Source organism: Amycolatopsis sp. N2S4-7 (genome assembly GCF_058119595.1).
Window position 1 is genome coordinate 9,734,874 of record NZ_CP172299.1, and the last position, 22,498, is coordinate 9,757,371.

Annotated in this window: 21 protein-coding genes; 16 read left to right on the forward strand and 5 right to left on the reverse strand. The window is 71.3% G+C overall.

What is annotated here, in order from left to right:
• Positions 1–41 precede the first annotated feature (41 nt).
• From ACH54P_RS45990 to ACH54P_RS46005, 4 genes are all read left to right on the forward strand, one after another.
• Complete coding sequence (locus tag ACH54P_RS45990; RefSeq protein ID WP_489909591.1) at positions 42–1,034, forward strand: zinc-binding alcohol dehydrogenase family protein; 993 nt, start codon at positions 42–44, stop codon at positions 1,032–1,034.
• Positions 1,031–2,206 (forward strand): DUF1266 domain-containing protein, encoded by a 1,176-nt coding sequence (locus ACH54P_RS45995; RefSeq protein ID WP_489909592.1) that lies wholly within the window; start codon positions 1,031–1,033, stop codon positions 2,204–2,206. The genes ACH54P_RS45990 and ACH54P_RS45995 overlap by 4 nt, the downstream gene beginning before the upstream one ends.
• 86 nt (positions 2,207–2,292) lie before the next feature.
• Positions 2,293–3,477 carry a putative cytokinetic ring protein SteA gene (gene steA / locus ACH54P_RS46000; protein WP_489909593.1) on the forward strand — a complete coding sequence of 395 codons (1,185 nt, stop codon included), beginning with the start codon at positions 2,293–2,295 and terminating at the stop codon, positions 3,475–3,477.
• Complete coding sequence (locus ACH54P_RS46005; protein WP_489909594.1) at positions 3,474–4,424, forward strand: copper transporter; 951 nt, start codon at positions 3,474–3,476, stop codon at positions 4,422–4,424. Before steA ends, ACH54P_RS46005 begins: the two co-directional genes overlap by 4 nt.
• 12 nt (positions 4,425–4,436) lie before the next feature.
• Here the strand turns inward: ACH54P_RS46005 and ACH54P_RS46010 are convergent, their stop codons facing one another.
• From ACH54P_RS46010 to ACH54P_RS46020, 3 genes are read right to left on the reverse strand one after another with little or no spacing between them, the layout of a single operon-like run.
• Complete coding sequence (locus tag ACH54P_RS46010) at positions 4,437–5,744, reverse strand: alginate lyase family protein (protein ID WP_489909595.1); 1,308 nt, start codon at positions 5,742–5,744, stop codon at positions 4,437–4,439.
• A 49-nt stretch (positions 5,745–5,793) separates the two neighbouring features.
• Positions 5,794–6,501, reverse strand: a complete 708-nt coding sequence (locus tag ACH54P_RS46015) for an aspartate/glutamate racemase family protein (protein ID WP_489909596.1) — start codon at positions 6,499–6,501, stop codon at positions 5,794–5,796.
• On the reverse strand, positions 6,498–7,919 hold the full coding sequence (locus ACH54P_RS46020) for an NCS1 family nucleobase:cation symporter-1 (protein ID WP_489909597.1): 1,422 nt from the start codon (positions 7,917–7,919) through the stop codon (positions 6,498–6,500). Before ACH54P_RS46020 ends, ACH54P_RS46015 begins: the two co-directional genes overlap by 4 nt.
• A 190-nt stretch (positions 7,920–8,109) precedes the next feature.
• Here ACH54P_RS46020 and ACH54P_RS46025 point away from each other — a divergent pair, with 190 nt between their 5' ends.
• The 5 genes from ACH54P_RS46025 (at position 8,110) to ACH54P_RS46045 (ending at position 14,029) form a co-directional block, all read left to right on the forward strand.
• Positions 8,110–8,778, forward strand: a complete 669-nt coding sequence (locus ACH54P_RS46025; protein ID WP_489909598.1) for a GntR family transcriptional regulator — start codon at positions 8,110–8,112, stop codon at positions 8,776–8,778.
• Positions 8,779–8,942: 164 nt separating this feature from the next.
• On the forward strand, positions 8,943–10,148 hold the full coding sequence (locus tag ACH54P_RS46030; protein WP_489909599.1) for a S53 family peptidase: 1,206 nt from the start codon (positions 8,943–8,945) through the stop codon (positions 10,146–10,148).
• Between the two features lie 235 nt (positions 10,149–10,383).
• Complete coding sequence (locus ACH54P_RS46035; RefSeq protein WP_489909600.1) at positions 10,384–11,544, forward strand: acyltransferase; 1,161 nt, start codon at positions 10,384–10,386, stop codon at positions 11,542–11,544.
• 158 nt (positions 11,545–11,702) lie between these two features.
• Positions 11,703–13,403 (forward strand): CTP synthase, encoded by a 1,701-nt coding sequence (pyrG, locus tag ACH54P_RS46040; protein WP_489909601.1) that lies wholly within the window; start codon positions 11,703–11,705, stop codon positions 13,401–13,403.
• A complete protein-coding gene (locus tag ACH54P_RS46045) occupies positions 13,400–14,029 on the forward strand; it encodes an NUDIX domain-containing protein (RefSeq protein ID WP_489909602.1) in 630 nt (209 codons plus the stop codon). Before pyrG ends, ACH54P_RS46045 begins: the two co-directional genes overlap by 4 nt.
• Before the next feature lie 20 nt (positions 14,030–14,049).
• Here ACH54P_RS46045 and ACH54P_RS46050 read toward each other — a convergent pair whose 3' ends face one another.
• A complete protein-coding gene (locus tag ACH54P_RS46050) occupies positions 14,050–14,556 on the reverse strand; it encodes a DUF1707 domain-containing protein (RefSeq protein ID WP_489909603.1) in 507 nt (168 codons plus the stop codon).
• 109 nt (positions 14,557–14,665) lie between these two features.
• Between ACH54P_RS46050 and xerD the strand changes: the two genes are divergently transcribed.
• From xerD to ACH54P_RS46080, 6 genes are all read left to right on the forward strand, one after another.
• Positions 14,666–15,568, forward strand: coding sequence for a site-specific tyrosine recombinase XerD (xerD, locus tag ACH54P_RS46055; protein ID WP_489917022.1), 903 nt, complete (start codon positions 14,666–14,668; stop codon positions 15,566–15,568).
• A 147-nt stretch (positions 15,569–15,715) separates the two neighbouring features.
• On the forward strand, positions 15,716–16,687 hold the full coding sequence (locus ACH54P_RS46060) for a ParA family protein (RefSeq protein WP_489909604.1): 972 nt from the start codon (positions 15,716–15,718) through the stop codon (positions 16,685–16,687).
• Positions 16,684–17,097 (forward strand): cobyrinic acid a,c-diamide synthase, encoded by a 414-nt coding sequence (locus ACH54P_RS46065; protein ID WP_489909605.1) that lies wholly within the window; start codon positions 16,684–16,686, stop codon positions 17,095–17,097. Before ACH54P_RS46060 ends, ACH54P_RS46065 begins: the two co-directional genes overlap by 4 nt.
• Positions 17,097–18,017, forward strand: coding sequence for a segregation and condensation protein A (locus ACH54P_RS46070; RefSeq protein WP_489909606.1), 921 nt, complete (start codon positions 17,097–17,099; stop codon positions 18,015–18,017). The genes ACH54P_RS46065 and ACH54P_RS46070 overlap by 1 nt, the downstream gene beginning before the upstream one ends.
• On the forward strand, positions 18,014–18,937 hold the full coding sequence (gene scpB, locus ACH54P_RS46075; protein WP_489909607.1) for an SMC-Scp complex subunit ScpB: 924 nt from the start codon (positions 18,014–18,016) through the stop codon (positions 18,935–18,937). Before ACH54P_RS46070 ends, scpB begins: the two co-directional genes overlap by 4 nt.
• Positions 18,924–19,676, forward strand: a complete 753-nt coding sequence (locus tag ACH54P_RS46080; RefSeq protein WP_489909608.1) for a pseudouridine synthase — start codon at positions 18,924–18,926, stop codon at positions 19,674–19,676. Before scpB ends, ACH54P_RS46080 begins: the two co-directional genes overlap by 14 nt.
• Before the next feature lie 22 nt (positions 19,677–19,698).
• Here ACH54P_RS46080 and ACH54P_RS46085 read toward each other — a convergent pair whose 3' ends face one another.
• Complete coding sequence (locus ACH54P_RS46085) at positions 19,699–20,517, reverse strand: class I SAM-dependent methyltransferase (protein ID WP_489909609.1); 819 nt, start codon at positions 20,515–20,517, stop codon at positions 19,699–19,701.
• A 103-nt stretch (positions 20,518–20,620) separates the two neighbouring features.
• Here ACH54P_RS46085 and ACH54P_RS46090 point away from each other — a divergent pair, with 103 nt between their 5' ends.
• A complete protein-coding gene (locus ACH54P_RS46090; RefSeq protein WP_489917024.1) occupies positions 20,621–22,450 on the forward strand; it encodes a Xaa-Pro dipeptidyl-peptidase in 1,830 nt (609 codons plus the stop codon).
• Positions 22,451–22,498: the final 48 nt, after the last annotated feature.

The window sequence follows — 22,498 nt, forward strand, 5'->3', positions numbered from 1 at the left end:
AGTGGTTGGAGGACCTGTTCGACGGCGAAGAAAGGATCCCCATGCGCGCGGTGGTACTCCGTGAACCCGGCCCGGTCGAGAACCTCGAGCTCACCGAGCCTCCCGTCCCCGCGACGCGGCCGGGGTGGGTCCGGATCGCCGTCAAGGCGTTCGGCCTCAACCGCTCCGAGCTGCACACCCGCCTCGGGCTCGCCGACGGCGTCACGTTCCCGCGCGTGCCCGGCATCGAGGCCGTCGGCATCGTCGACGAGGACCCCGACGGGCTCCTGACGCGCGGGCAGCAGGTCGCGACCATGATGGGCGGGATGGGCCGCACGTTCGACGGCGGCTACGCCGAATACACACTCGTCCCGCGCGAGCAGGTCATCCCGTTCCGGAGCGACCTGCCGTGGGAGGTCCTCGGCCAGGTCCCGGAGACGCTGCAGACGGCGTACGGCTCGCTCACCACCGGCCTCGACCTCCGGAAGGGCCAGACCCTGCTGATCCGCGGCGGCACGGCCGCCCTCGGCTTCGCGACGGCGACGCTGGCCCGCGACCTCGGCGCCACCGTCTTCGCCACCACCCGGCAGCGGGACCGCCTGCAGACCCTCGCCGGTCACGGCGTCGACCACCCGCTCCTCGACGACGGCGACATCGCCGCGCAGGTCCGGAAGATCGTCCCGGACGGCGTCGACGCGGCCCTCGAACTCGTCGGGACGCCGACCCTGCCCGACACCCTGAACGCCACCCGCGTGCACGGCACGGTCTGCTTCGCCGGCATGTTGTCCAACCAGTGGACAATCAAGGATTTCTATCCGATCGGTTACCTTCCCGCCGGGGTGCGGTTGACCGCTTATGGTGGTGAGGCGGACGATCTGCCGGCGTCCGTCCTCCAGCGGTACCTCGACCGGATCGCCGACGGCGAAGCGAGCCTCGGCCCGGCCAAGGTCTACTCGATGGCGGAGATCCGGCAGGCGCACGACAACCTGGAGCACAACCGGACGGCGGGCAAGCTCGTCGTGCTGACCGGCCGAGCGGAGGGAGCCGCCCCGTGATCCTGCCGCCGCCCGCCGACGTGGAAGCCCAGCTCGCCGCCGCCCGGCGGGAGGGCGACCTCGACCGCTACCTCGGCCTGCTCGCCGGGGAGGAGCTGTTCGTCCCGATCCGGCGGGTGGACGCGCGGAGCATCCTCGACGAGCATGCGGAGACGTTCCCGAACGTCTACTTCGAGACCGGCGGCGACGAGTTCCTGCAGGTCTTCACCCGCGGCGCGCTGCCCGACCTCGGCCCGGACGTCGTGGCCATGAGCGGCGCGCTGGACTGGGCGGTCGACGGGGTCGGGCGGCACGAGCGGGTCGTGTTCAACCGTGGCACCCGCGGCGAGTGGCGGCTCCCGGGCGCGACGCTGCAGCCGTGGCTCGACGCGCACCTCGACGACGTCACGCCGCTGGAGGAGCAGGTCGAGCGGCTGATCACCGCGCCGTACGGGCACCTCGAGGGGCCGATCGCGCACGCGCTCGCGTGCGGCGCGCACCTGGCGGTGCTCAACGCGGCGCCGTGGAACGTCCTCGACGGCCGCTACCACGACTACGTCGCCGAGGTCCGGGGCCTGCGGGACTGGTGGGGCGTGCCCGACCCGCCGGCCTGGCGCGCCACCATGGCCGACCTGATCGGCGACGGTTACGCGCTCACGCCCGGCAACCTGGTGCTCATGCTGCGGCTGCGGTTCGCCGCCGAGTACGGCTTGACCGGCGGCGAGCTGGATCCGCTGACCTGGGCCGAGCTGGTCGACCGGTGGTGCGTGGAGAACGACGCCACCGACCAGATCGACGAGCTGCGCCACACCGTCCGCCGGGTGTCGCGCCACGAGCAGCGGTTCCGCGCCGACGGCCTGGTCGACGCGGACGGCTTCGTCACGACGGCGCTGTCCTGGGACGTCGGCCGCGCGGTCACCATCGCCCGCGGCGGACTCGCGGCCGGCTACTGCGACGCGCTGACCGCCGAGCTGATGGTGCTCGAAGCCGGCTCCCTCGCGCGCCGCTACCACCAGTCATGGGCCGACCTGTCGGCCGGCTACGTCATGGGCCGGGTGCTGCACGCCGAGGACGACGACTTCGGCGAGTGGTACCCGGCGGCCGTGCGGGTCCACCACCAGCTTCTTCAGGACCCGGCGAGCCCCTGGTCGAACCTCGATTTCGGCTCGCTGTCGGAGGAGTCGGAGGCCTGAGCCGCGACCTGGCTCACCACAACGAGTCACAACGGCTACGGCGTGGCGTACCACGTCCCACGAGCAAATTTGTCACCATCGGCCACATGAAGCTCACCGGCTTGCTCACGCGGAACCAAGAACCCCTCCCGGGGATCACCGGGGTCGCCCGGGTGGACCGCCGCACCCGGGAGCTGCTGCGCCGGATCAGCCCCGGCGACATCGTCGTGCTCGACCAGCTGGACCTCGACCGGGCGACCGCGGACGCGCTCGTCGACGCCGAGGTCGCCGGCGTGGTCAACGCGTCGCCGTCGATCTCCGGCCGGTTCCCGAACATGGGTCCGGAGATCCTCGTCGCGGCCGGCATCCCGCTCGTCGACTCGGTCGGCGGTGAGCTGCTGCGCTCGATCAAGGACGGCACGAAGCTGCGGCTGCACGACGGCGTCGTCTACGTCGGCGAGCGGCAGGTCGCCTCCGGCATCGAGCAGACCGCCGACAGCGTCGCGGACCAGATGATCGAGGCCAAGGCCGGGATGTCGACGCAGCTGGAGGCGTTCTCGGCGAACACCATCGAGTTCCTGCGCCGAGAGCGCACGCTGATCCTCGACGGCGTCGGCGTGCCGGAGCTGAAGGTGCCGCTGCGCGACCGGCACGTGCTGGTCGTCGCGGGCGGCAACGGGCACGCCGAAGACCTCAAGAAGCTCAAGAAGTACGTCGCCGAGCACCGGCCGGTGCTGATCGGCGTCGACGCCGGGGCGGACACGCTGCGCGTGCAGGGGTACAAGCCGGACGTCATCGTCGGCGACCCGACCGGCATCGGCACCACCACGCTGCGCGGCGGCGCCGAGGTCGTGGTGCCCGCGCAGCCGGACGGGCACGCCCCCGGCGTCGAACGCATCCAGGACCTCGGCATCGGCGCGGTGACGTTCCCGGCGTCGGGCAACGCCGAAGACCTCGCGCTGCTGCTGGCCGACGCGCACGGCGCGAGCCTGGTCGTCACGGTCGGGTTCCAGGCCACCCTGCGCGAATTCCTCGACCACGGCCGGTCCGGTTCGAACCCGTCGACGTTCCTGACCCGGCTGAAGCTCGGCACGAAGCTCGTCGACGGGAAGGCGGTGGCCACGCTGCACCACAGCCGGGTGTCGGTCGGGGCGGTCGTCCTGCTCGTGCTCGCCGCGGTCGTGGTGGTCGCCGCGGCCCTGCTGGTGTCCGACGTCGGCTCGGTCTACCTGGACTGGCTGAAGGACACCTGGAATTCGTCGGTCGGCTGGGTCAAGGGGCTCTTCACGTGATTTCGCTGCGGTACCACGTTGTTTCCATCGCCGCCTGCTTCCTGGCGCTGGCCGTCGGCGTCGTGCTCGGTTCGACGGCCCTGAACGGCTCGCTGCTGTCCGGGCTGGCGGGGGAGAAGAAGGACCTGGGCAGCCAGGTCTCCGACCTCGAAGCGCAGCGCAACGCGCTCAACGCGCGGCTGGCCGACGCGGACGCGTTCGCCGGCTCGATGGGGCCGAAGGTCGTCGCCGGTGCGCTGGACAAGCGGTCGGTGGTGCTCGTGACCACCGAGGACGCGCGCCCGGCCGACCGGGACGCGCTCAAGCAGCTGATCGGCCAGTCCGGCGCTTCGGTGACGGGTGAGGTCCAGCTGACGGCGGCGTTCGCCGACCCCGACAAGGCCGACCAGCTCCGCGACGTCGTCACGCGGCTGCAGCCGGCCGGCTCGAAGTTCCCGACGGCGGGTGACTCCGGCACGCTCGCCGGCGCCCTGCTCGGTTCGGTGCTGCTGCTGGACAAGACCACGGCGAAGCCGCAGTCCTCGGGCCCGGAGCTCGCGGCCGCGATCGGCGGGCTCACCGACGGCGGGTTCGTCAAGGCGGGTCCCGAGGTCAGGCCGGCCCAGCTGGCGATCGTGCTCACGGGCGCCCCGGCGACCGGCGACGGCGCGGGCGACCGGGCGGCGACGATCGCCCGGTTCGCCACGCAGCTCGACCGCAGCGGCGCGGGCACGGTCCTCGCGGGCGACGCCGGCTCGGCCGACGGCACCGGCGCGGTGGGCGTGGTCCGCGCGGACACGTCGGCGACGTCCATCCTGTCCACAGTGGACAACGTGGACTCCTCGGCGGGACGGGTGAGCGCGGTGCTGGCGTTGAAGGAACAGCTCGACGGCGGGGCCGGGCGTTACGGCATCGCGGGTAACGCTCAGGCCCCGGCGCCGGGCGTCACCAATCCCGACGGCAACTGAGGGGCGCGCCGCTCACTTCAGAGGCGGGTCGAGCGGGAAGCACGACACGCGCACCGGCCACGTGTCGCCGCCCGTGGGCAATGGCATCTGCTTGAGCGCCGCGGCCGCGGCGGTGTCGTGGGCTTCCTCGGCTGCCGCGTGGAAGATGTCCGCGGCGATCGACTGGTCGAACACGCCGATCTGCTGGTGCGGCCAAGCTTCCGCGCCGTGCAACGCGCCCGGGATCAGCTGGTCGACGACCTTCCGCAACGTCACTCCGTTCGGCGCCGTGTACTTCCAGACGTCGACGCCGAGGTTCTTCCCCACCTCCGCCATGCGGCCCCACGCCGTGAGGTTGAAGTTGACGTAGTGCCACGACATCGTTCGCGAGAGCTCCAGCGGCTGGCTGCCGTCGGCGGCGAACTGCACCGGGAACCGCTTCTTCTCCGCGTCGAGCACGATCTTCCGCGCCGCGTCGCGGTGGCCCAGGTACGCCGAGATCGTCGCGTTCTGCATGTCGAGGAACGTGCCGTGGTTGTTGGTGGCGGCCAGTTCCAGCTTCGCCTGCGGGCTCGTCCGCATCCAGTCGAGGTACTGCCCGAGCCACGCCTCGAGCCCGGAGCGGTCCTTGCCGGTCCAGCCCGGCGCGCCGCCGTCGAGCAGCGCGAACGCGTCCATCAGCTGGCTGAACGACTGCGTCGAGTCGATGATCCCGGTACCGCTGATCGTGTTCTTGCACGGGATGATCTGCGAATACGTCATGTTCGGGTTCATCCGGGTGGCCGGGTCGAGGAACCACGTCCGGATGTCCAGTGCCGCCCGCTTCGCGTACTTCGCGTCGCCGGTGTAGTACCAGGCCAGCGAGAGGTAGTACATCGCGTCCCAGGCCCACATCCGGTAGGTGTGGTCGGTGATCGCGTCGGCCTCCGGGTTGCGCTGGCCGTCCTTGCTGACGTACGGGCAGCCCTGCGGGTTCTCGGGTGTCTTCGGCTGGCTCGCCCACCAGTACGGCGCCTGGCTCGTGTAGTCGTGCTTGTCACCGCTCGGCGGTGCGGCCGGCTTGTCCATGACCGACCACGGCCCGGCCGTGAGGGCGGTGTTCGCCTTGTCCAGCACCACTTTCAGCGCGTCACGCTGGGCGGCGGTGGCGTGGCCACTGCGAACGGCCTGCCGGATGCTCGCGAGCTTGGCGCCGTCGGTGACGACGGTGTGCGGTGGCGACGCGGCCACCGCCGTCCCGCTCACCGGGACCAGGATCATGCTTGCCGACAACGCAAGCGCGCCCAGAATGCTTCGCACCTCGACCGCCCTTTCGGGGACGTCGAAGTCCCCACTCGTCACCGGGCGGCGGTACGGCTGCAGGGATTCTGACCAGGCGGGGCGGCGCGTGTCAACCGGGCCAGGTGCGCCGCTTGTCCAGCGGCCGCGCGTAGGAGCCCGCGCGGCTCGTCTTCAACCCCAGGGCCACCAGCGACTCCGCGAGCCGGACCGCCGCCGCGACGCCGTCGATGACCGGGATGTCCAGCATCGTCGCGATCCTCCGGTCGAGCCCCGTCATCCCCGCGCAGCCGAGCACCAGCACCTCCGCCCCGGCGTCGCGCGCCCGGCGGCCCGCGGTCAGCAGGGCCGACTCCGTCCGGCGTTCGTCGGTCAGCTCCAGCACGCCGAGCCCGGCGCCGGTGACCGTGACGCAGTTCTGCGCGACGCCCGCGGCGTGCAGGCTGTCCTCGATCAGCCCGCACGTCCGGTCCAAAGTGGTCACCACGCCGTAGCGGCGGCCGAGCAGGCAGGCCAGGTGCGCGGCCGCTTCGGTGATGTCGACGACCGGGACGTCCAGCAGCTCGCGGGCGCCTTCGCGGCCGTGCTCGCCGAACCCGGCGAGCACGACCGCGTCGAACGGTTCTTCCAGACCCCGCAACAGATCGAGCACCGCGGCCGCGGACAGGAAGCTGTCGAGCCAGCCCTCGGCGGATTCCGGTCCCCAGCGAGGCGTCCGCGCGAGGATCTCCGTGCCGGGGCTCGCGGCCGCGCGGGCCCCGGCTTCGATCTCCTTCGTCATCGCTTCGGTGGTGTTGCAGTTGGTGACGACGATCCTCATCGGTGCTTCCTCGAAACCGCGTAATAGAGCAGAGCCGACGACGCCGTCCCGATGAACCACGAGTACGGCGCGGCGGGGGCGAAGTACGGCACCAGCGCGATGACGGCGGCGAGCGCGGCGGTCGGGATGAACGTCACCAAGGCACGCGGGTTCACCCGGGGGTACGCGCCGCCGTCGACGAACAGCTGCGCGACGTCGACCTCGCCGCGCCGGATCAGGTAGTAGTCGACGATCATGATCCCGAACAGCGGCCCGAGGAACGCGCCGAGCCCGCCGAGGAAGTAGTTGACCACCGCCGGCGACGAGTACAGCTTCCACGGCAGCACGCACAGCGCCGCGACCGCGCTGATCATCCCGCCGATGGTGAACGTGATCCGCTTCGGCCAGATGTTGGCCAGGTCGTAGGCGGGGGAGACGAAGTTCGCGACGATGTTGACGCCCATGGTGGCGACGGCGAACGTCAGCGCGCCGACGATCAGCACCGGCGTGTTGTGCACCTTGGCCAGCAGTTCGGCCGGGTCGGTGATCGCCTCGCCGAACACCTGCATGCTGCCCGCCGTGACGACGACCGACAGCAGCGCGAACGCCGTCGAGTTGATCGGCAGGCCCCAGAAGTTGCCGCGCTTCACCGTCTTCTGGTCCGGGGCGAACCGGGAGAAGTCGCAGAAGTTCAGCATGAGCGTGCCGTAGGTGGCCAGGATCAGCCCGGCCGCGCCGAACCACTGGCGGATCTGCTCCCCGGTGGACAGGTGCTTCGGGCTGCTGGTGAACGAGATGTTCCAGTGCCCGGCGGCGAGGATCCAGACGGCGAGGGCGATCATCACGACCCAGATCGCCGGGCCGCACCAGTCCTGGAACTTGCGCACCGACTCCATGCCGCGGGTCAGGATCAGCGCCTGGACCGCCCACAGCGCGACGAAGCAGATCCAGCCCAGCGCGTGCAGGCCGAGGAAACCGTGCTCGGTCAGGGGCTTCAGGCCGGGGTCGATGGTGAGCACGAGCAGTGTGATGGCGACGCTCGCGAGGTAGGTCTGGATGCCGTACCAGAAGATCGCGATGACGGCCCGGATCAGCGCGGGGAGGTTGGCGCCGAACGTGCCGAAGCTGATCCGCGCCACGACCGGGAACGGGACACCGGTGCGCTGGCCGATCCGGCCCATCAGGTTCATGCCGGCGTAGATGATCACGAACCCGAACAGCAGCGCGGTGAACACCTGCCAGGCCGACAGGCCGAGCACGAACAGCCCGGCCGCGAAGGTGTAGTTGCCGAGGTTGTGCACGTCCGACATCCACAGCGCGAAGATGTCGTAGACCTTCCACCGGCGTTCCTTCGCGGGGGCGAGGTCTTCGTTCCAGAGCCGGGGGTCCGGCGGCGGGCTCGTCTCTTGCTGGGAATCGGTGAGCGGGGCGGCGGTCATGCGTGCCTCCGATCTACGGATGCTTCCGGGGGTCCGGTGGCGGAGCCCCGCGTGAGACAGTGCAGCGACGGCGGTTTGGGATACCAAAACTTGGCATCCCAAATATCACCCCGCGGTCCTCGGCAGTCAACCCTTCCGTCGATAAACTCGTGTTACGGCCGGTTACGCCGGTGTTGAAGGAGGGGGCGCGGTGAACGAGCGGCAACCCCTCGCGGCCACCCGGGAGCGGGTCCGCGGGGAACTGCGCGAACGGATCCTGACCGGCCGGCTCCGCCCGGGCGACCGGTTGGTCGAGCGGGAGCTGGCCGAGGACCTCGGCGTCTCGCGGGTGCCGGTCCGGGAGGCCATCCGCAGCCTCGAGGCCGAAGGCTTCATCGTCGTCCAGTCGCCGCGCCGGGTCGTCGTCCGGCAGCTGGCGCGCGTCGACGTCGAGGAACTGTTCGACGTCCGCGAGGCCCTTGAAGGGCTCGCCGCGGGACTCGCCGCCGGCCGGGCGGGTGCCGCCGAGCTGAAGGGGCTCGACCGCGTCCTCGCCGACGCCGCCCGCGCGACGGCCCGCGGGGACGCGGCCCGGATCACCGTGCTCAACTCCCGCTTCCACGACGAGATCGTGGCCATCGCGGGCAACGCCCTGCTCACCACGATGCTGCAACCCCTCGAAGGCAGGCTGCGCTGGCTCACGAGCCAGAACGAGCACTGGGGCGACCTGCTCGACGAGCACCGCCGGCTCTACGAGGCCATCGCCTCCGGGGACGTGGAGCGCGCGAAGGCGTCCGCGGTCGAACACGTGCGGGTGAACCGCGAGGTGACGCTGCGTTCCCTTTTCGGCGAAGCACCCGGTGAGCGGCCCGCGGGCTGACCGCTGCCGGTTTTGGCGAGATTTGCGCACCGGCGCCCGGTTTTTCATCCGTTGGCACCAAAGATGACACGACTTTGGTCTGTGTCACACGGCCGAACGGCTGCTTACCGTCTTCGCTCACCGGTCTTCACCCGCCGGGGTCCCCACCTTTCCGGAGGTTCACTGTGCGTAGAGCGACAGTACTCGCCGCAGCCTTCACCCTCGCCCTAACCGGTGCGGGAGCCGCCGAGGCGGCGCCGGCTCCCGTCAACCACGGGCAGCACGCCCAGCGCGTCTGCTCGGTCGCCCCGGCGGGGTATGCGGCCTGCAACGCCTGGCTCAACACCGACACCGCCGCCACGGCCGCCTTGGCGGCCGCGCCGTCCGGGCTCGGCCCGGCCGACCTGCTCTCCGCCTACAACCTCGGCTCGCTCGCGGGCAGCGCGGGTGCCGGCCGCACGATCGCCATCGTCGACGCCTACGACGACCCGACGGCCTTCGCCGACGTCAACGTCTACCGCGCCCAGTACGGCATCCCCGCGCTCGCCTCCTGCACGCCGTCGTCGATCAACGCCAGCACCACCCCGTGCTTCGCCAAGGCCGACCAGAACGGCGGCACCACCTACCCGCGCAAGGACGGCGGCTGGGCCCAGGAGATCTCGCTCGACCTGGACATGGCGTCGGCGATCTGCCCGAAGTGCAACATCCTGCTGGTCGAGGGGACCTCGTCGAGCTTCGTCAACCTCGGCACGGCCGTGAACACCGCTGTGAACCTCGGCGCCGAAGTGGTCAGCAACAGCTACGGCGGCAGCGAGTTCTCCGGCGAGGCGAGCTCCGAGGGCCAGTACTTCAACCACCCGGGCGTCGCGATCACGGTGAGCTCCGGCGACGCCGGGTACGGCGTCGAGTTCCCGGCCGCGTCGCGCTACGTCACCGCGGTCGGCGGCACCAGCCTGAAGAGGGCGTCGAACACCCGCGGCTGGAGCGAGACGGCGTGGAGCGGCGCGGGCAGCGGCTGCTCCGCGTACATCACGAAGCCGTCGTGGCAGACCGACAGCGGCTGCGGCAGGCGATCCGTCGCCGACGTCAGCGCCGTCGCCGACCCGGCCACCGGGGTCGCGGTCTACGACAGCACGGCCTACCAGGGCCGCTCCGGCTGGATGGTGTTCGGCGGCACCAGCGTCGCGGCACCGGTCGTCGGCAGTGTGTATGCGCTCGGCGGTGTCAGCGGCGTCACGGGCGCGAACACTGTGTACTCGAACACGTCTTCGCTCTACGACGTGAGCGGCGGCAGCAACGGCTCGTGCGGCGGCAGCTACCTCTGCACCGCCGTGACCGGGTACGACGGCCCGACCGGCCTCGGCACGCCGAACGGTGCCGGCGCCTTCTGATCCCGGCGGAAGTGGTCCACCACGCGGGCGCCCACCCCGCCCGTGTGGTGGACCGTCACGCACCGCACTAACATGATCACGGCATCCCCGCTCCCCGAGCGGACGTGGCATATCCGACATGCCCCAGGAGCCCGGCCAACAGGCGCTTCCCAGTGGCTTCATGGGAAATTCACAGAATGGGTGGCAAGTCTGACAACGTGAACCACGCCGACGACGGTGCCGGATCGGCGGCACGATGACGACCGCCCAGGCCACGCTCGAAGCCCCCGCCCGCGTCACGAGACCGGGCGGCAAGGCGCCCTACCTGCACCAGATCGACCTGTTCCGGTTGATCACCTTCGCCTGCGTCATCCTCATCCACGTGGTGGGCGCGACGAACTTCGCGCAGGACGTCGGCGCCAACGCCGTCGAGACACCGCTGCACTTCACGCGAGAGGCGTTCTTCGCGCTGACCGGCTTCGTGCTGGTGTTCCAGAACCGCCGCCGGGAGATCACCCCCGGTGACTTCTGGCGGCGTCGGCTGCCCCTGGTCGCGACGCCCTACCTGGCCTGGTCGATGTTCTTCTGGGCGTACTCGCTGGTGACCGGCGAACAGCAACCCGGTTCGCTGGAGGCGTCGATGCGCCTGCTGCTGACCGATCTCGTCACCGGCAACGCCTGGTACCACCTGTACTTCCTGCTCGTGACGATGCAGGTGTACCTGCTGTTCCCGGTGCTGATGAAGCTCCTGCGGGCGACCGAAGGCAAGCACAAGTGGCTGCTGCTCGGCAGCGGCCTGGTGCAGGTCGGCGTGACGCTGTTCATGACCTACCAGCCGCTGGGCGTGAGCTACCAGACGATCACGCACCTGTACGCCACGATCGTGCCGTACCAGTTCTACACGCTGTTCGGCGCGCTGGTGGCCATGCACTTCGAGGCCGTGCACGCCTGGGCGGGCCGGCACCGGCTGCTGCTCGGCGGCGCGCTGGTGGCCGTCTTGGCCGGCACCGAGTGGTACTACCTCCGGACCGTCCACAGTGGAACCTTCCCGCAGGTGGCCAGCGACCCGTTCCAGCCGTACCTGATCCCGTGGTTCCTCACGGTGATCGCGGCGATCTACGCGTTCACCACGTGGTGGGCCGCGCGGCGCCGCGAAGGCAGCCGGGGCGCCCGCGTGGTGTCGTGGGCGGCGAACCGGTCGTTCAGCATCTTCCTGGTCCACCCGCTCGCGCTGGCTTTGCTCGGCCCGGTGATCCCGCTCGTGGCCGAGCACCTCGGCGCGCCGTGGCTGAGCGTGGTGATCTACCTGGCGACGCTCGTCCTCACGGTCCTGTTCGTCGAGGTGCTGCGGCGGCTGCCGGGCAGCCGCGCGCTCACCGGGCGCCCCCGGCTGCGGCCGGCCAAGGTCGCCGCCTGACCTCACCCCGCCGGGTGGTCAGGAGCACAAAAGACGGTGTTGTTGCGGGGCCGAGCCCCGCACCCGCGCCGGGGGCTTCGCCCCCACGAACCCCCCAAAAGCGGCTAAGGGCATGGCACAGCGAGCGGATCCCCGGGGTTGGGATATGCTGGCGGCCCGTGGGACTTCAGTCACGGGCAACCAAGTACGTCTTTGTCACCGGAGGCGTTGCCTCCTCTCTGGGTAAGGGACTCACGGCTTCCAGCCTGGGTCAGCTCCTTACCGCGCGCGGGCTTCGCGTCACGATGCAGAAGCTCGATCCGTACCTCAACGTCGATCCCGGGACGATGAACCCGTTCCAGCACGGTGAGGTGTTCGTCACCGACGACGGCGCCGAGACCGACCTCGACATCGGGCACTACGAGCGCTTCCTCGACCGCGACCTCGACGGGAAGGCCAACGTCACGACCGGTCAGGTCTACTCCGAGGTGATCGCCAAGGAGCGCCGCGGCGAGTACCTCGGCGACACGGTGCAGGTCATCCCGCACATCACCGACGAGATCAAGGCCCGGATCACCGCGGCCGCCGAACCCGACGAGGCCGGGACCGCTCCCGACGTCGTCATCACCGAGGTCGGGGGCACGGTCGGCGACATCGAGTCCCTGCCGTTCCTGGAGGCCTGCCGCCAGGTCCGCCACGACGTCGGCCGCGACCAGTGCTTCTTCCTGCACGTCTCGCTGGTGCCGTACCTGGCGCCGTCGGGCGAGCTCAAGACGAAGCCGACCCAGCACTCGGTCGCCGCGCTGCGCAACATCGGCATCCAGCCCGACGCGCTGGTCTGCCGGGCCGACCGGGAGATCCCCGAGGACCTCAAGCGCAAGATCGGGCTGATGTGCGACGTCGACAACGAGGCCGTCATCGCCTGCCCGGACGCGCGGTCCATCTACGACATCCCGAAGGTGCTGCACCGCGAGGCGCTCGACGCCTACGTGGTGCGCCGCCTCGGCCTGCCGTTCCGCGACGTCGACTGGACGGTCTGGGGTGACCTGCTCGACCGCGTGCACAACCCGAACGAGACCGTCCGGGTCGCCGTCGTCGGCAAGTACATCGACCTGCCGGACGCCTACCTGTCGGTGACCGAGGCGCTGCGCGCGGGCGGGTTCGCCCACCGCGCCAAGGTCGAGATCGTCTGGGTCGCCTCCGACGACGCGCAGACGGCGTCCGGCGCCGCCTCCGTGCTGTCCGATGTGGACGGTGTGCTCATCCCGGGCGGCTTCGGCATCCGCGGCATCGAGGGCAAGGTGGGGGCGATCGAGTTCGCCCGCACCCGCGGCGTCCCGCTGCTCGGGCTGTGCCTGGGCCTGCAGTGCATGGTCATCGAGGCGGCGCGGCACCTGGCCGGCATCGAGGACGCCGGCTCGTCGGAGTTCGACGAGAACACCAAGCACCCGGTGATCTCGACCATGGCCGACCAGCGCGACGTCGTCGCGGGGGAGCGGGACATGGGCGGCACCATGCGGCTCGGCGCCTACCCCGCCAAGCTCAAGGCGGGTTCGCAGGTCGCGAAGGCGTACGGCACCACCGAGGTGTCCGAGCGGCACCGGCACCGCTACGAGGTGAACAACGCCTACCGCAAGCAGCTCTCGGACGCGGGCCTGGTCTTCTCCGGCACGTCGCCGGACGACCGCCTGGTCGAGTTCGTCGAGCTGCCCGCCGACAAGCACCCGTTCTTCGTCGGCACCCAGGCGCACCCCGAGCTCAAGAGCCGCCCGACCCGGCCGCACCCGCTGTTCAGCGCGTTCGTCAAGGCCGTCGTGGACCGCAAGGTCGCCGAGCGGCTGCCGGTCGAGCTGCCCGAAGCCCCCGTGGCCGCCCGGTGACCGCGCCGGGCGAGCACGAGTTCAGCGTCGCGTCGAGCCGGGACGTCCACATCGGACGGGTCGTCGGCCTCCGGATCGACGAGGTCGTGATGCCGGGCGGCGGCACCGCGACCCGTGAGGTGATCGAGCACCTCGGCGCGGTGGCGATCGTCGCGCTGGACGAAGACCAGCAGGTCACGCTGATCCACCAGTACCGGCACCCGATGGGGCACCGGCTGTGGGAGCTGCCCGCCGGCCTGATCGACCACCTCGGCGAGGACCCGGTCGGGACCGCTCGCCGGGAGCTCGTCGAGGAGGTCGGGCTGACCGCTTCGGACTGGGTGACCCTGGTCGACGTGGCGGCGTCACCCGGCTTCACCGACGAGGTGGTCCGGGTCTTCCTGGCCCGCGGACTGTCCGATGTGGATCGTGACGTGCTCGGCGACGAGGAGGCCGACCTGGTCGTCCGCAAGTTCCCGCTCGCCGAGGCCGTGCGGATGGCCCTGGCGGGCGAGCTGGTGAACGGCGCCACGGTGTCCGGGGTGCTGGCCGCGCACGCGGTGCTCGCCGGGACTGCCTCGCCGCGCCCGGCGGACGCGCCGTGGGAGGACCGCCCGACGGCGTTCGCCAAGCGCCGCGAGTCCTGACGCGCGCTGCGCCCCTGGCCTCAGGGGCGCAGCGGGCGGCCTTCGGCGTCCAGGCCGCCGTTGGCCAGCAGCAGGATGCCGTCGATGATCGGCCAGATCGAGCCGAACCCGAAGGTGATCAGGCAGACGAACAGCTGCAGCAGGCCGAGGCCGATCTGGCCGGTGTAGAACCGGCCGACGCCGAACGGCAGCACGATCTGCAGCACCCCGGCCACCGTCTTCGACCGGTACGAGTACGCCGGCGCGTAGGGGACGGGCATCGGTGGCGCGTACGGCACGGGCACGGGCATGGGCGGCGGCGCGTACAGCGGCATCGGGGCGGGCGGCAGCCCGAAGAACCCCGGGTGCGGCTGGGGCAGGTCGCGGAACAGCGGCCGCAGGTCGCCGAGGGTGGTCGCCGCGTAGGCGTCCGTCACCCGCGTCTCGTACTCGTCCGGCGTGATGCGGCCCATGCCGAAGTGGTCGGCGAGCAGCCTCGCCGCTTCCTCCCGCTCGGCCGTGCCGATGCGGAGTTCGTCCGACTCCATGAAATCCAAGGTAACCGCGTCAAGCTGAGAACGGGGTTTCTGCCGGGTCACGGCCCCCGGGCGGCCTAAGGTGACCGGCGTGGCCTCCAGCCCGCACAGCACGGACGGCGTGATCGCCGCGTACCTCGACCACCTCGTCGTCGAACGCGGGACGGCGCGCAACACCCTGGACAGCTACGCCCGTGACCTGCGCCGGTACACCGCGCACCTGGACGGCGTGGGCGTCGCGAAGATCGCCGACGTCACCCCCGAACACGTCACCTCCTTCGGCGCCGCCCTGCGGGAGGGTGACGACGAGCACCGGCCCCTGGCCGCGTCGTCGGCCGCCCGGGCGCTGGTCGCCGTGCGGGGGCTGCACAAGTTCGCCCACGCCGAGGGCCTCACCGAGCACAACCCGGCCCGCGAGGTCCGGCCGCCGACACCGGCGAAGCGGCTGCCCAAGGCGCTGCCGGTCGACGACGTGCTCCGGCTGCTCGAGACCCCGCCGCCGGACGGCGAACGCGCGCTGCGCGACCGGGCGCTGCTCGAGGTGCTCTACTCCACCGGGGCGCGGATCTCCGAGGCGGTCGGGCTGGACGTCGACGACGTCGACGACGCCGAGCGCACCGTCCTGCTCGACGGCAAGGGCGGCAAGCAGCGGATCGTGCCGATCGGCCGTCCCGCCCTCGCCGCGCTGCACGCCTACACCGTCCGCGCGCGGCCCGCGCTCGCCGCGCACGGCCGCGGCACCGCGGCGCTGTTCCTCAACGCCCGCGGCAGCCGCCTGTCGCGGCAGAGCGCGTGGCAGGTCCTCAAGGACACCGCCGAACGGGCGGGGATCACCGCCGTCGTCTCGCCGCACACCCTCCGCCACTCCTTCGCCACGCACCTGCTCGAGGGCGGCGCCGACGTCCGCGTCGTCCAGGAACTGCTCGGCCACGCCTCGGTGACGACGACGCAGGTGTACACGCTGGTCACGGTCAACACCCTGCGCGAGGTGTACGCGACCGCGCACCCGCGGGCACTGGGCTAGATGGCCCGGCAAAGGCGCAACAGCCTTCCCAGCCTGCACCGACGGTCGAGTGACATTGCCCCCTCGGGTCCGGCGCGTTGCTTTGCCGGGGCTCCGACTCCGCGCATAGGCTGCCGGGGACTTCGAGGAACAAGGAGCCTTCTCGCCATGTCGACACCGAACCAGCCGGCCGGGCCGGCCGCGTCCGCCGGGTCGGCCGCGGCGAACCTCAGCCAGGTCACCATCGCGACGCCCGCGGTCCACGAGGGCGACGACCCGCGAGAGCGCAACGGCAAGAAGGTGAAGCTCGAGGGCATCGGCCCCACCGGCCGCCCGATCCGTGAGCACCCCGATCCGGCGCCGCTGGAGAAGCACGGCCCCGCCAAGATCATGGCGATGTGCAACCAGAAGGGCGGCGTCGGCAAGACGACGTCGACCATCAACCTCGGCGCCGCCCTCGCCGAGTACGGCCGCAAGGTGCTGCTCGTCGACTTCGACCCGCAGGGCGCGCTCGCCGTCGGTCTCGGCATCCAGCCGCACGAACTGGACCACACGGTCTACAACGCCATCATGGAGCGGTCGGTCAGCGCCACCGACGTGCTGATGAAAACCCGCGTCGACGGCGTTGACCTGCTGCCGAGCAACATCGACCTGTCCGCGGCGGAGGTCCAGCTCGTCGCCGAGGTAGGGCGCGAGCACACGTTGTTACGGGTCCTGCGTCCGGTCATGAACGACTACGACTATGTTCTTGTCGACTGCCAGCCCTCGCTCGGCTTGCTCACGGTGAACGCGCTGACCGCCGCGGACGGCGTGATCATCCCGCTGGAGTGCGAGTTCTTCAGTCTGCGAGGCGTCGCCCTCCTGATCGACACCATCGAGAAGGTCCAGGAACGCCTCAACCCCAAACTGGACATAGTCGGGATTCTCGCCACCATGTACGACCCGAGAACCCTGCATTCGAAGGAGGTCATGGCTCGCGTGGTGGAGGCATTCGGCGAGACCGTGTTCGACACGGTCATCAACCGCACGGTGCGGTTCCCCGAGACGACGGTCGCGGGTGAGCCGATCACGACCTGGGCGCCCAAGTCGGCCGGCGCGGCGGCGTACCGCCAGCTGGCCCGCGAGGTGATCGCTCGGTGAGCAGGCGCGCCTCCCTGCCCGGAGCGTCGGAACTCTTCCGCATCACCTCCAGTCCCGCTCTCGATCTCCCTCCCCAGGCGCCGCCCGCCCCCGCCGAGGCGGGCGACAAGGCCAAGCCCGCCGGCAACGGCCGGGCGGACCAGCTCGCCCGCAGCGCGGCCCCGCACGGGTCCGGCCGGACGAAGCACGACGCGAAGATCACCGTGTACGTCTCCGGGGACGAGCTCGTGGCCATGGAGCAGGCCCGCCTGACGCTGCGCGCCAAGCACGACCTGGTCGTCGACCGCGGCCGGCTGGTCCGCGAGGCGGTCGCCGTGCTGCTGGCCGACTTCGACCAGAACGGCGAGGAGTCGGTGCTGGTGCAGCGGCTGCGGGTGGTCGGCTCAGACGGCGGCGAAACCGAGGGCTGATGGACGAGCCGGCAGCGGCCTCGGCTGACGCGCCGGAGCCGGTTGCGGAGGCCCCGGAGCCGCACCAGACGGTGCACGGCGGGATGATCCCGGCGGGGGTCAACACCGAAGAACTGAGCACGTCGAAGTTCAAGGTGCGGCTGGCCAACTTCGAGGGGCCGTTCGACCTGCTGCTGCAGCTGATCTCGCAGCACCAGCTCGACGTCACCGAGGTGGCGCTGCACACGGTCACCGACGACTTCATCGCCTACACCCGGGCGCTGGGCTCCGACTGGAACCTCGACGAGACGACGGAGTTCCTGGTCATCGCGGCGACCCTGCTCGACCTCAAGGCCGCGCGGCTGCTGCCGTCGGCCGAGGTGGAGAACGAGGACGACCTCGCCCTGCTCGAGGCCCGCGACCTGCTGTTCGCGCGGATCCTGCAGTACCGCGCGTACAAGCAGGTCGCGGCGCTGTTCGGCGAGCTGGAGCAGGGTGCGCTGCGGCGGTACCCGCGGTCGGTCGCGCTGGAGGAGCGGTTCGTCGGGCTGCTGCCCGAGGTGATGCTGGGCGTGACGCCGGAGAAGTTCGCCGACATCGCGGTGGCGGTGTTCCGGCCGAAGCCGCCGCCGACGGTGTCGATCGCCCACATCCACATGGGCCGCATTTCGGTGCGCGAGCACGCGGCGATCCTGCGGGTGATGCTGGCCGAACGCGGCCAGGCGACGTTCGGCGAGCTGGTCGACGACTGCGAGCACACGGTCGAGATCGTGGCGCGGTTCCTGGCGCTGCTGGAGCTCTACCGCGAGGCGACGGTCCAGTTCGAGCAGACCGAGGCACTGGCCGAGCTGCACGTCCGCTGGACGGGCGGCTCGAAGGAAGAAGCCTCCGCGGCGGCCGAGCTGGACCGCGCCGCCGGAGACGAAGAGGAGTACGGGTGAACCCCGAGGACAACGAGCAGGCCGAGATCGAGACGCCGGCGCTGCCCGAGCCACCGGCCGGCGAACCGGCGGAGGCCGCCGCGGAGCTGGCCCTGGACGAGGCGCTCTCGGGTGAGCCGGTGACCGAGGACGGCGAGCCGGTGGAACCGCCGGCCGGGGAAGCGCCGGCCGGGGAAGCGCCGGCCGGGGAAGCGCCGGCCGGGGAAGCGCCGGCCGGGGAACCACTGGTCGGGGAAGCTCCGGCCGAGGAAGCTCCTGTCGAGCCTGAAGCGCCGGTCGACGGGATCTCCACCGAGGAGCGGCCCGCCGAACCCGGCCCGGCCGACCCCGAGTCCGGCCTCGTCGCCGCCGGTGATGCCGACTCCCTGCCCGACGTCACCTCCGACGAGGCCCTCGAAGCCGCGCTCGAAGCTCTGCTCCTCATCGTCGACTCGCCCGCGAGCGAAGAACTGCTCGCCGACACCCTCGGCCAGCCGAAGTCGCGGATCGTCGTCGCGCTGCGGACCATGGCCCAGAAGTTCACCGACCGGACCAGCGGGATCGACCTGCGGCGCGTCGGTGAAGGGTGGCGGTTCTACACTAGGGACGTCTACGCCCCGTTCGTGGAGAAGCTCCTGCTGGACGGCCAGCGGTCGAAGCTGACCAGGGCCGCGCTGGAGAGCCTCGCCGTGATCGCGTACCGGCAGCCGGTGACCCGGGCCAGGGTCGCCGCGGTGCGCGGCGTGAACGTGGACGGCGTGATCCGGACGCTGCTCGCGCGCGGCCTCATCGAAGAGATGGGGACCGACCCCGAGACGACCGGGACGCTGTACGTGACGACCGAGCTGTTCCTGGAGCGACTGGGGCTGTCGTCACTGAACGACCTCCCCGCCATCGCTCCGTTGCTACCCGAAGTGGACACCATCGATGACATCCAGTGAACACCCCGACGGCATCCGGCTGCAGAAGGTGCTGTCGCAGGCCGGGGTCGCCTCCCGGCGTGCGGCGGAGGACCTGATCGTCGCCGGCCGGGTCGAGGTGAACGGCGAGGTCGTCACCGAGCTGGGCCGCCGCGTCCAGCCGGACGAAGCGATCATCCACGTCGACGGCACCCGCGTGAACCTGCGTGACGACCTGATCTACCTCGCCCTGAACAAGCCCAAGGGCGTGCACTCGACGATGTCGGACGACCGCGGCCGCCCGTGCGTCGGCGACTACCTCGCCGGCCGGTACGAGGAGACGCCCGGGGTCGTGCACGTCGGCCGGCTCGACGAGAACACCGAGGGCCTGCTGCTGCTGACGAACGACGGCGACCTCGGGCACCGCCTGATGCACCCGTCGTACCGGGTGCTCAAGACCTACCTCGCCGAGGTCGACGGCCTCGTGCCGCGCGGGCTCGGCAAGGAGCTCCGCAACGGCTGGGAGCTGCCGGACGGCATCGTGAAGGTCGACCAGTTCCGCGTCAAGGACATGCACTCGGGCAAGTCGCTGGTGGAGCTGGTCATCCACGAGGGGAAGAAGCACATCGTGCGCCGGCTGCTCAAGGACACCGGGCACCCGGTGCTCAAGCTGGTCCGCACCGCGGTCGGCGACGTCCAGCTCGGCAACCAGCGCGTCGGCTCGATCCGGCGGCTGACCAAGGGCGAGGTCGGCGCGCTCTACCGCAACGTCGAGCTCTGACGCCCGCGGGCGAGCCCCGTTGTCACAGCACGGCGGTGACGAAGCCGCCGGCGGTCGCGTCGTCGTCCGACGGCCGGCCGTAGCGGGTGGCCAGCTCCGCGCGGGTGACCGTCGACGGCGTCCAGCCGTGGGCGGCCAGCCACTCCGGTGCCCGGCCGCCGAGCCCGCTGCGCCACAGGGACGTGACGTGCTCGCCGCCCGCGGCCGCCTTCGCGCGGGCGATCAGGCTCCCCGGCGGGGTGCCCGGCCGGTGCTCGAACGCGATCCGGCTGCCCGGCGCCGACAGCTCGCCGACGGTGGTCAGCAGCCGCTCGGCCTCCTCGCCGGTCAGGTACATCAGCAGGCCCTCGGCCAGCCACGCGGTCGGCACGGCCGGGTCGAAGCCGGCGCCACGCAGCGCCGTGGCCCAGTCCTCGCGCAGATCGGCGGGCACGACGACCCGGGCGCACGCCGGTTCGGCGCCCTGCCCGGCGAGCACCTCGTCCTTGAACGCCAGCACTTCCGGCAGGTCAAGCTCGAACAGCCGCGTGCCGTCCGGCCAGGCGAGCCGGAACGCCCGCGTGTCGAGCCCGGCCGCGAGCAGGACGACCTGCGCGCAGCCGCTGCCGAGCAGGTGGTCGTCGTAGAACCGGGTGCGGATCACGACCTGCGGGTAGAACAGCGCGCCCAGCCCGGCCTGCGGCCCCTCGGGCGATGTGCCGGGCAGCGCTGACCGGCCCGCCTCGAAAAACGCGGCCGCGTACGGGTCTTCGAACAGGCGGTCCGGCCGGTTGCTCTCGTAGGCGCGCAGCGCGGCGACGCCGACGGCGGTGCGGCTCACCGCGGGCAGGGACTCGGTCACCCTCGCCAAGCTACTCCGAACGAGGGGCGCGTCGCGATCCCCGACTTTCCGCCGTGGCGGGGGTGTTTTCCGCGTCCCTAGCGTGGGCGCCATGCGAACCGGTGTGGTGTGCGGGATCCTCGCGGTGCTCCTGTCCGGCTCGGTGGCGCCGGCCGCCGCGGCGCCCGCGACGAGCGAACCGGTCTACGACTACGCGAAGGCGGTCCGCGAAACCGTCTGGGTCGACATCGGCCACGACGGTGACGGCGACGGCCGCTCGGACCGCGTCGCCGCCGACATCGTCCGGCCCAGCGAAGCGACGTCACGCGTGCCGGTGATCATGGACGCCAGCCCTTACTACTCCTGCTGCGGCCGCGGCAACGAGAGCGAGCTGAAGTCGTACGACAGCGCCGGGAAGCCGGTGAAGTTCCCGCTGTTCTACGACAACTACTTCGTGCCGCGCGGGTACGCCGTGGTGCTCGTCGACCTGGCCGGGACGAACCGCTCGGCCGGCTGCGCCGACGTCGGCGGCGCTTCGGACGTCGACTCGGCGCGCAAGGTCGTCGACTGGCTGAACGGCCGCGCGACCGGCTACAGCGCGAAGACCGGCGGCAGCGCGGTGACGGCGGGCTGGAGCACCGGGAACGTCGGCATGATCGGGAAGTCCTACGACGGCACGATCGCCAACGGCGTCGCGGCGACCGGCGTCGCCGGCCTGAAGACCATCGTGCCGATCTCCGCGATCAGCTCCTGGTACGACTACTACCGCTCCGACGGCGCCACCTTCGGCTTCAACCCGGCCGGGCTCGCGCAGACGGTCGAGGCGCGCAACAGCGGGCAGGACTGTTCGGCGCAGAACCAGGTCCTCACCGCCGGCGCCACGGCGAACGGCGACTACGGGCCGCTGTGGGCGGACCGGGACTACGTCACCCGCGCGGGCAACGTCCGGGCGAGCGTGCTGCTTTCGCACGGCGTCAACGACCTCAACGTCAAGACCATCCACTTCGGACAGTGGTGGAGCGGGCTGACCGTCGAGAAGAAGATCTGGCTGTCGCAGACCGGGCACGTCGACCCGTTCGACTACCGGCGGGCGGCCTGGGTGGACCTGCTGCACCGGTGGTTCGACCACTACCTGCTCGGCATCGACAACGGCGTCCAGAACGGGCCGCAGGCGAGCGTCGAGCGGCAGCCGGACCAGTGGGTGGACCAGAGCGCGTACCCGGCGGCGAACGCCGTCGCGACGACGCTGCGGCCGCACGCGTCCGGGACGCTCGGCACGGCCGCGGGCTCGGGCACGGCGTCGTTCACCGACAACCCGAGCGTCGGCGAGGACACCTGGGTGACGAACCCGGGCAGCGCCGCGCTGACCTACTCGACCGGGACCTTGGCCTCCGACCTGCAGGTCTCGGGCACGACTTCGGTGACCGTGACGGCGACGCCGAGCACGTCGTCGGCGCGGCTGTCGGCCTTGCTCGTGGACCTCGGCCCGGCGACGATCCGCAACTTCGCGGGCAGCGGCGAGGGGATCAAGACGGGGACCACCGAGAACTGCTGGGGTTCGTCGACGTCCGGGGACGACGCTTGTTATCGCGTGGCGTCGGCGGACGTGAAGAAGGTGAACTACACGATCCTCAGCCGGGGCTGGGCGGACCTCGCGAACTACGCGTCGCTTTCGCAGGAACGCCCGTTGACTCCCGGCACGGCGTACACGATGACGTTCCGGCTGGCGTCGACCGACCACGTGGTGCCTCGCGGCCACGCCCTGGCGTTGATCATCGGAGGAACGGACGGCAGCTTCATCCGCGGGCCGGCCCAGCCGGGCCGGGTGACGCTGGACCTGGCCCGCACGTCGGCGTCGGTCCCGCTGGCGGGCGTGGTGCCCGCGGCGACAACCCACCCGGCCCCCGACACGAGGGCGTTCGTGCCGTCGGCGGGCCGGGCGGAGCTGCCCTAGGTCCGCGCGGCACTCCTCGCTGACCTAGCCCGGCAGCGCCGGACTGCC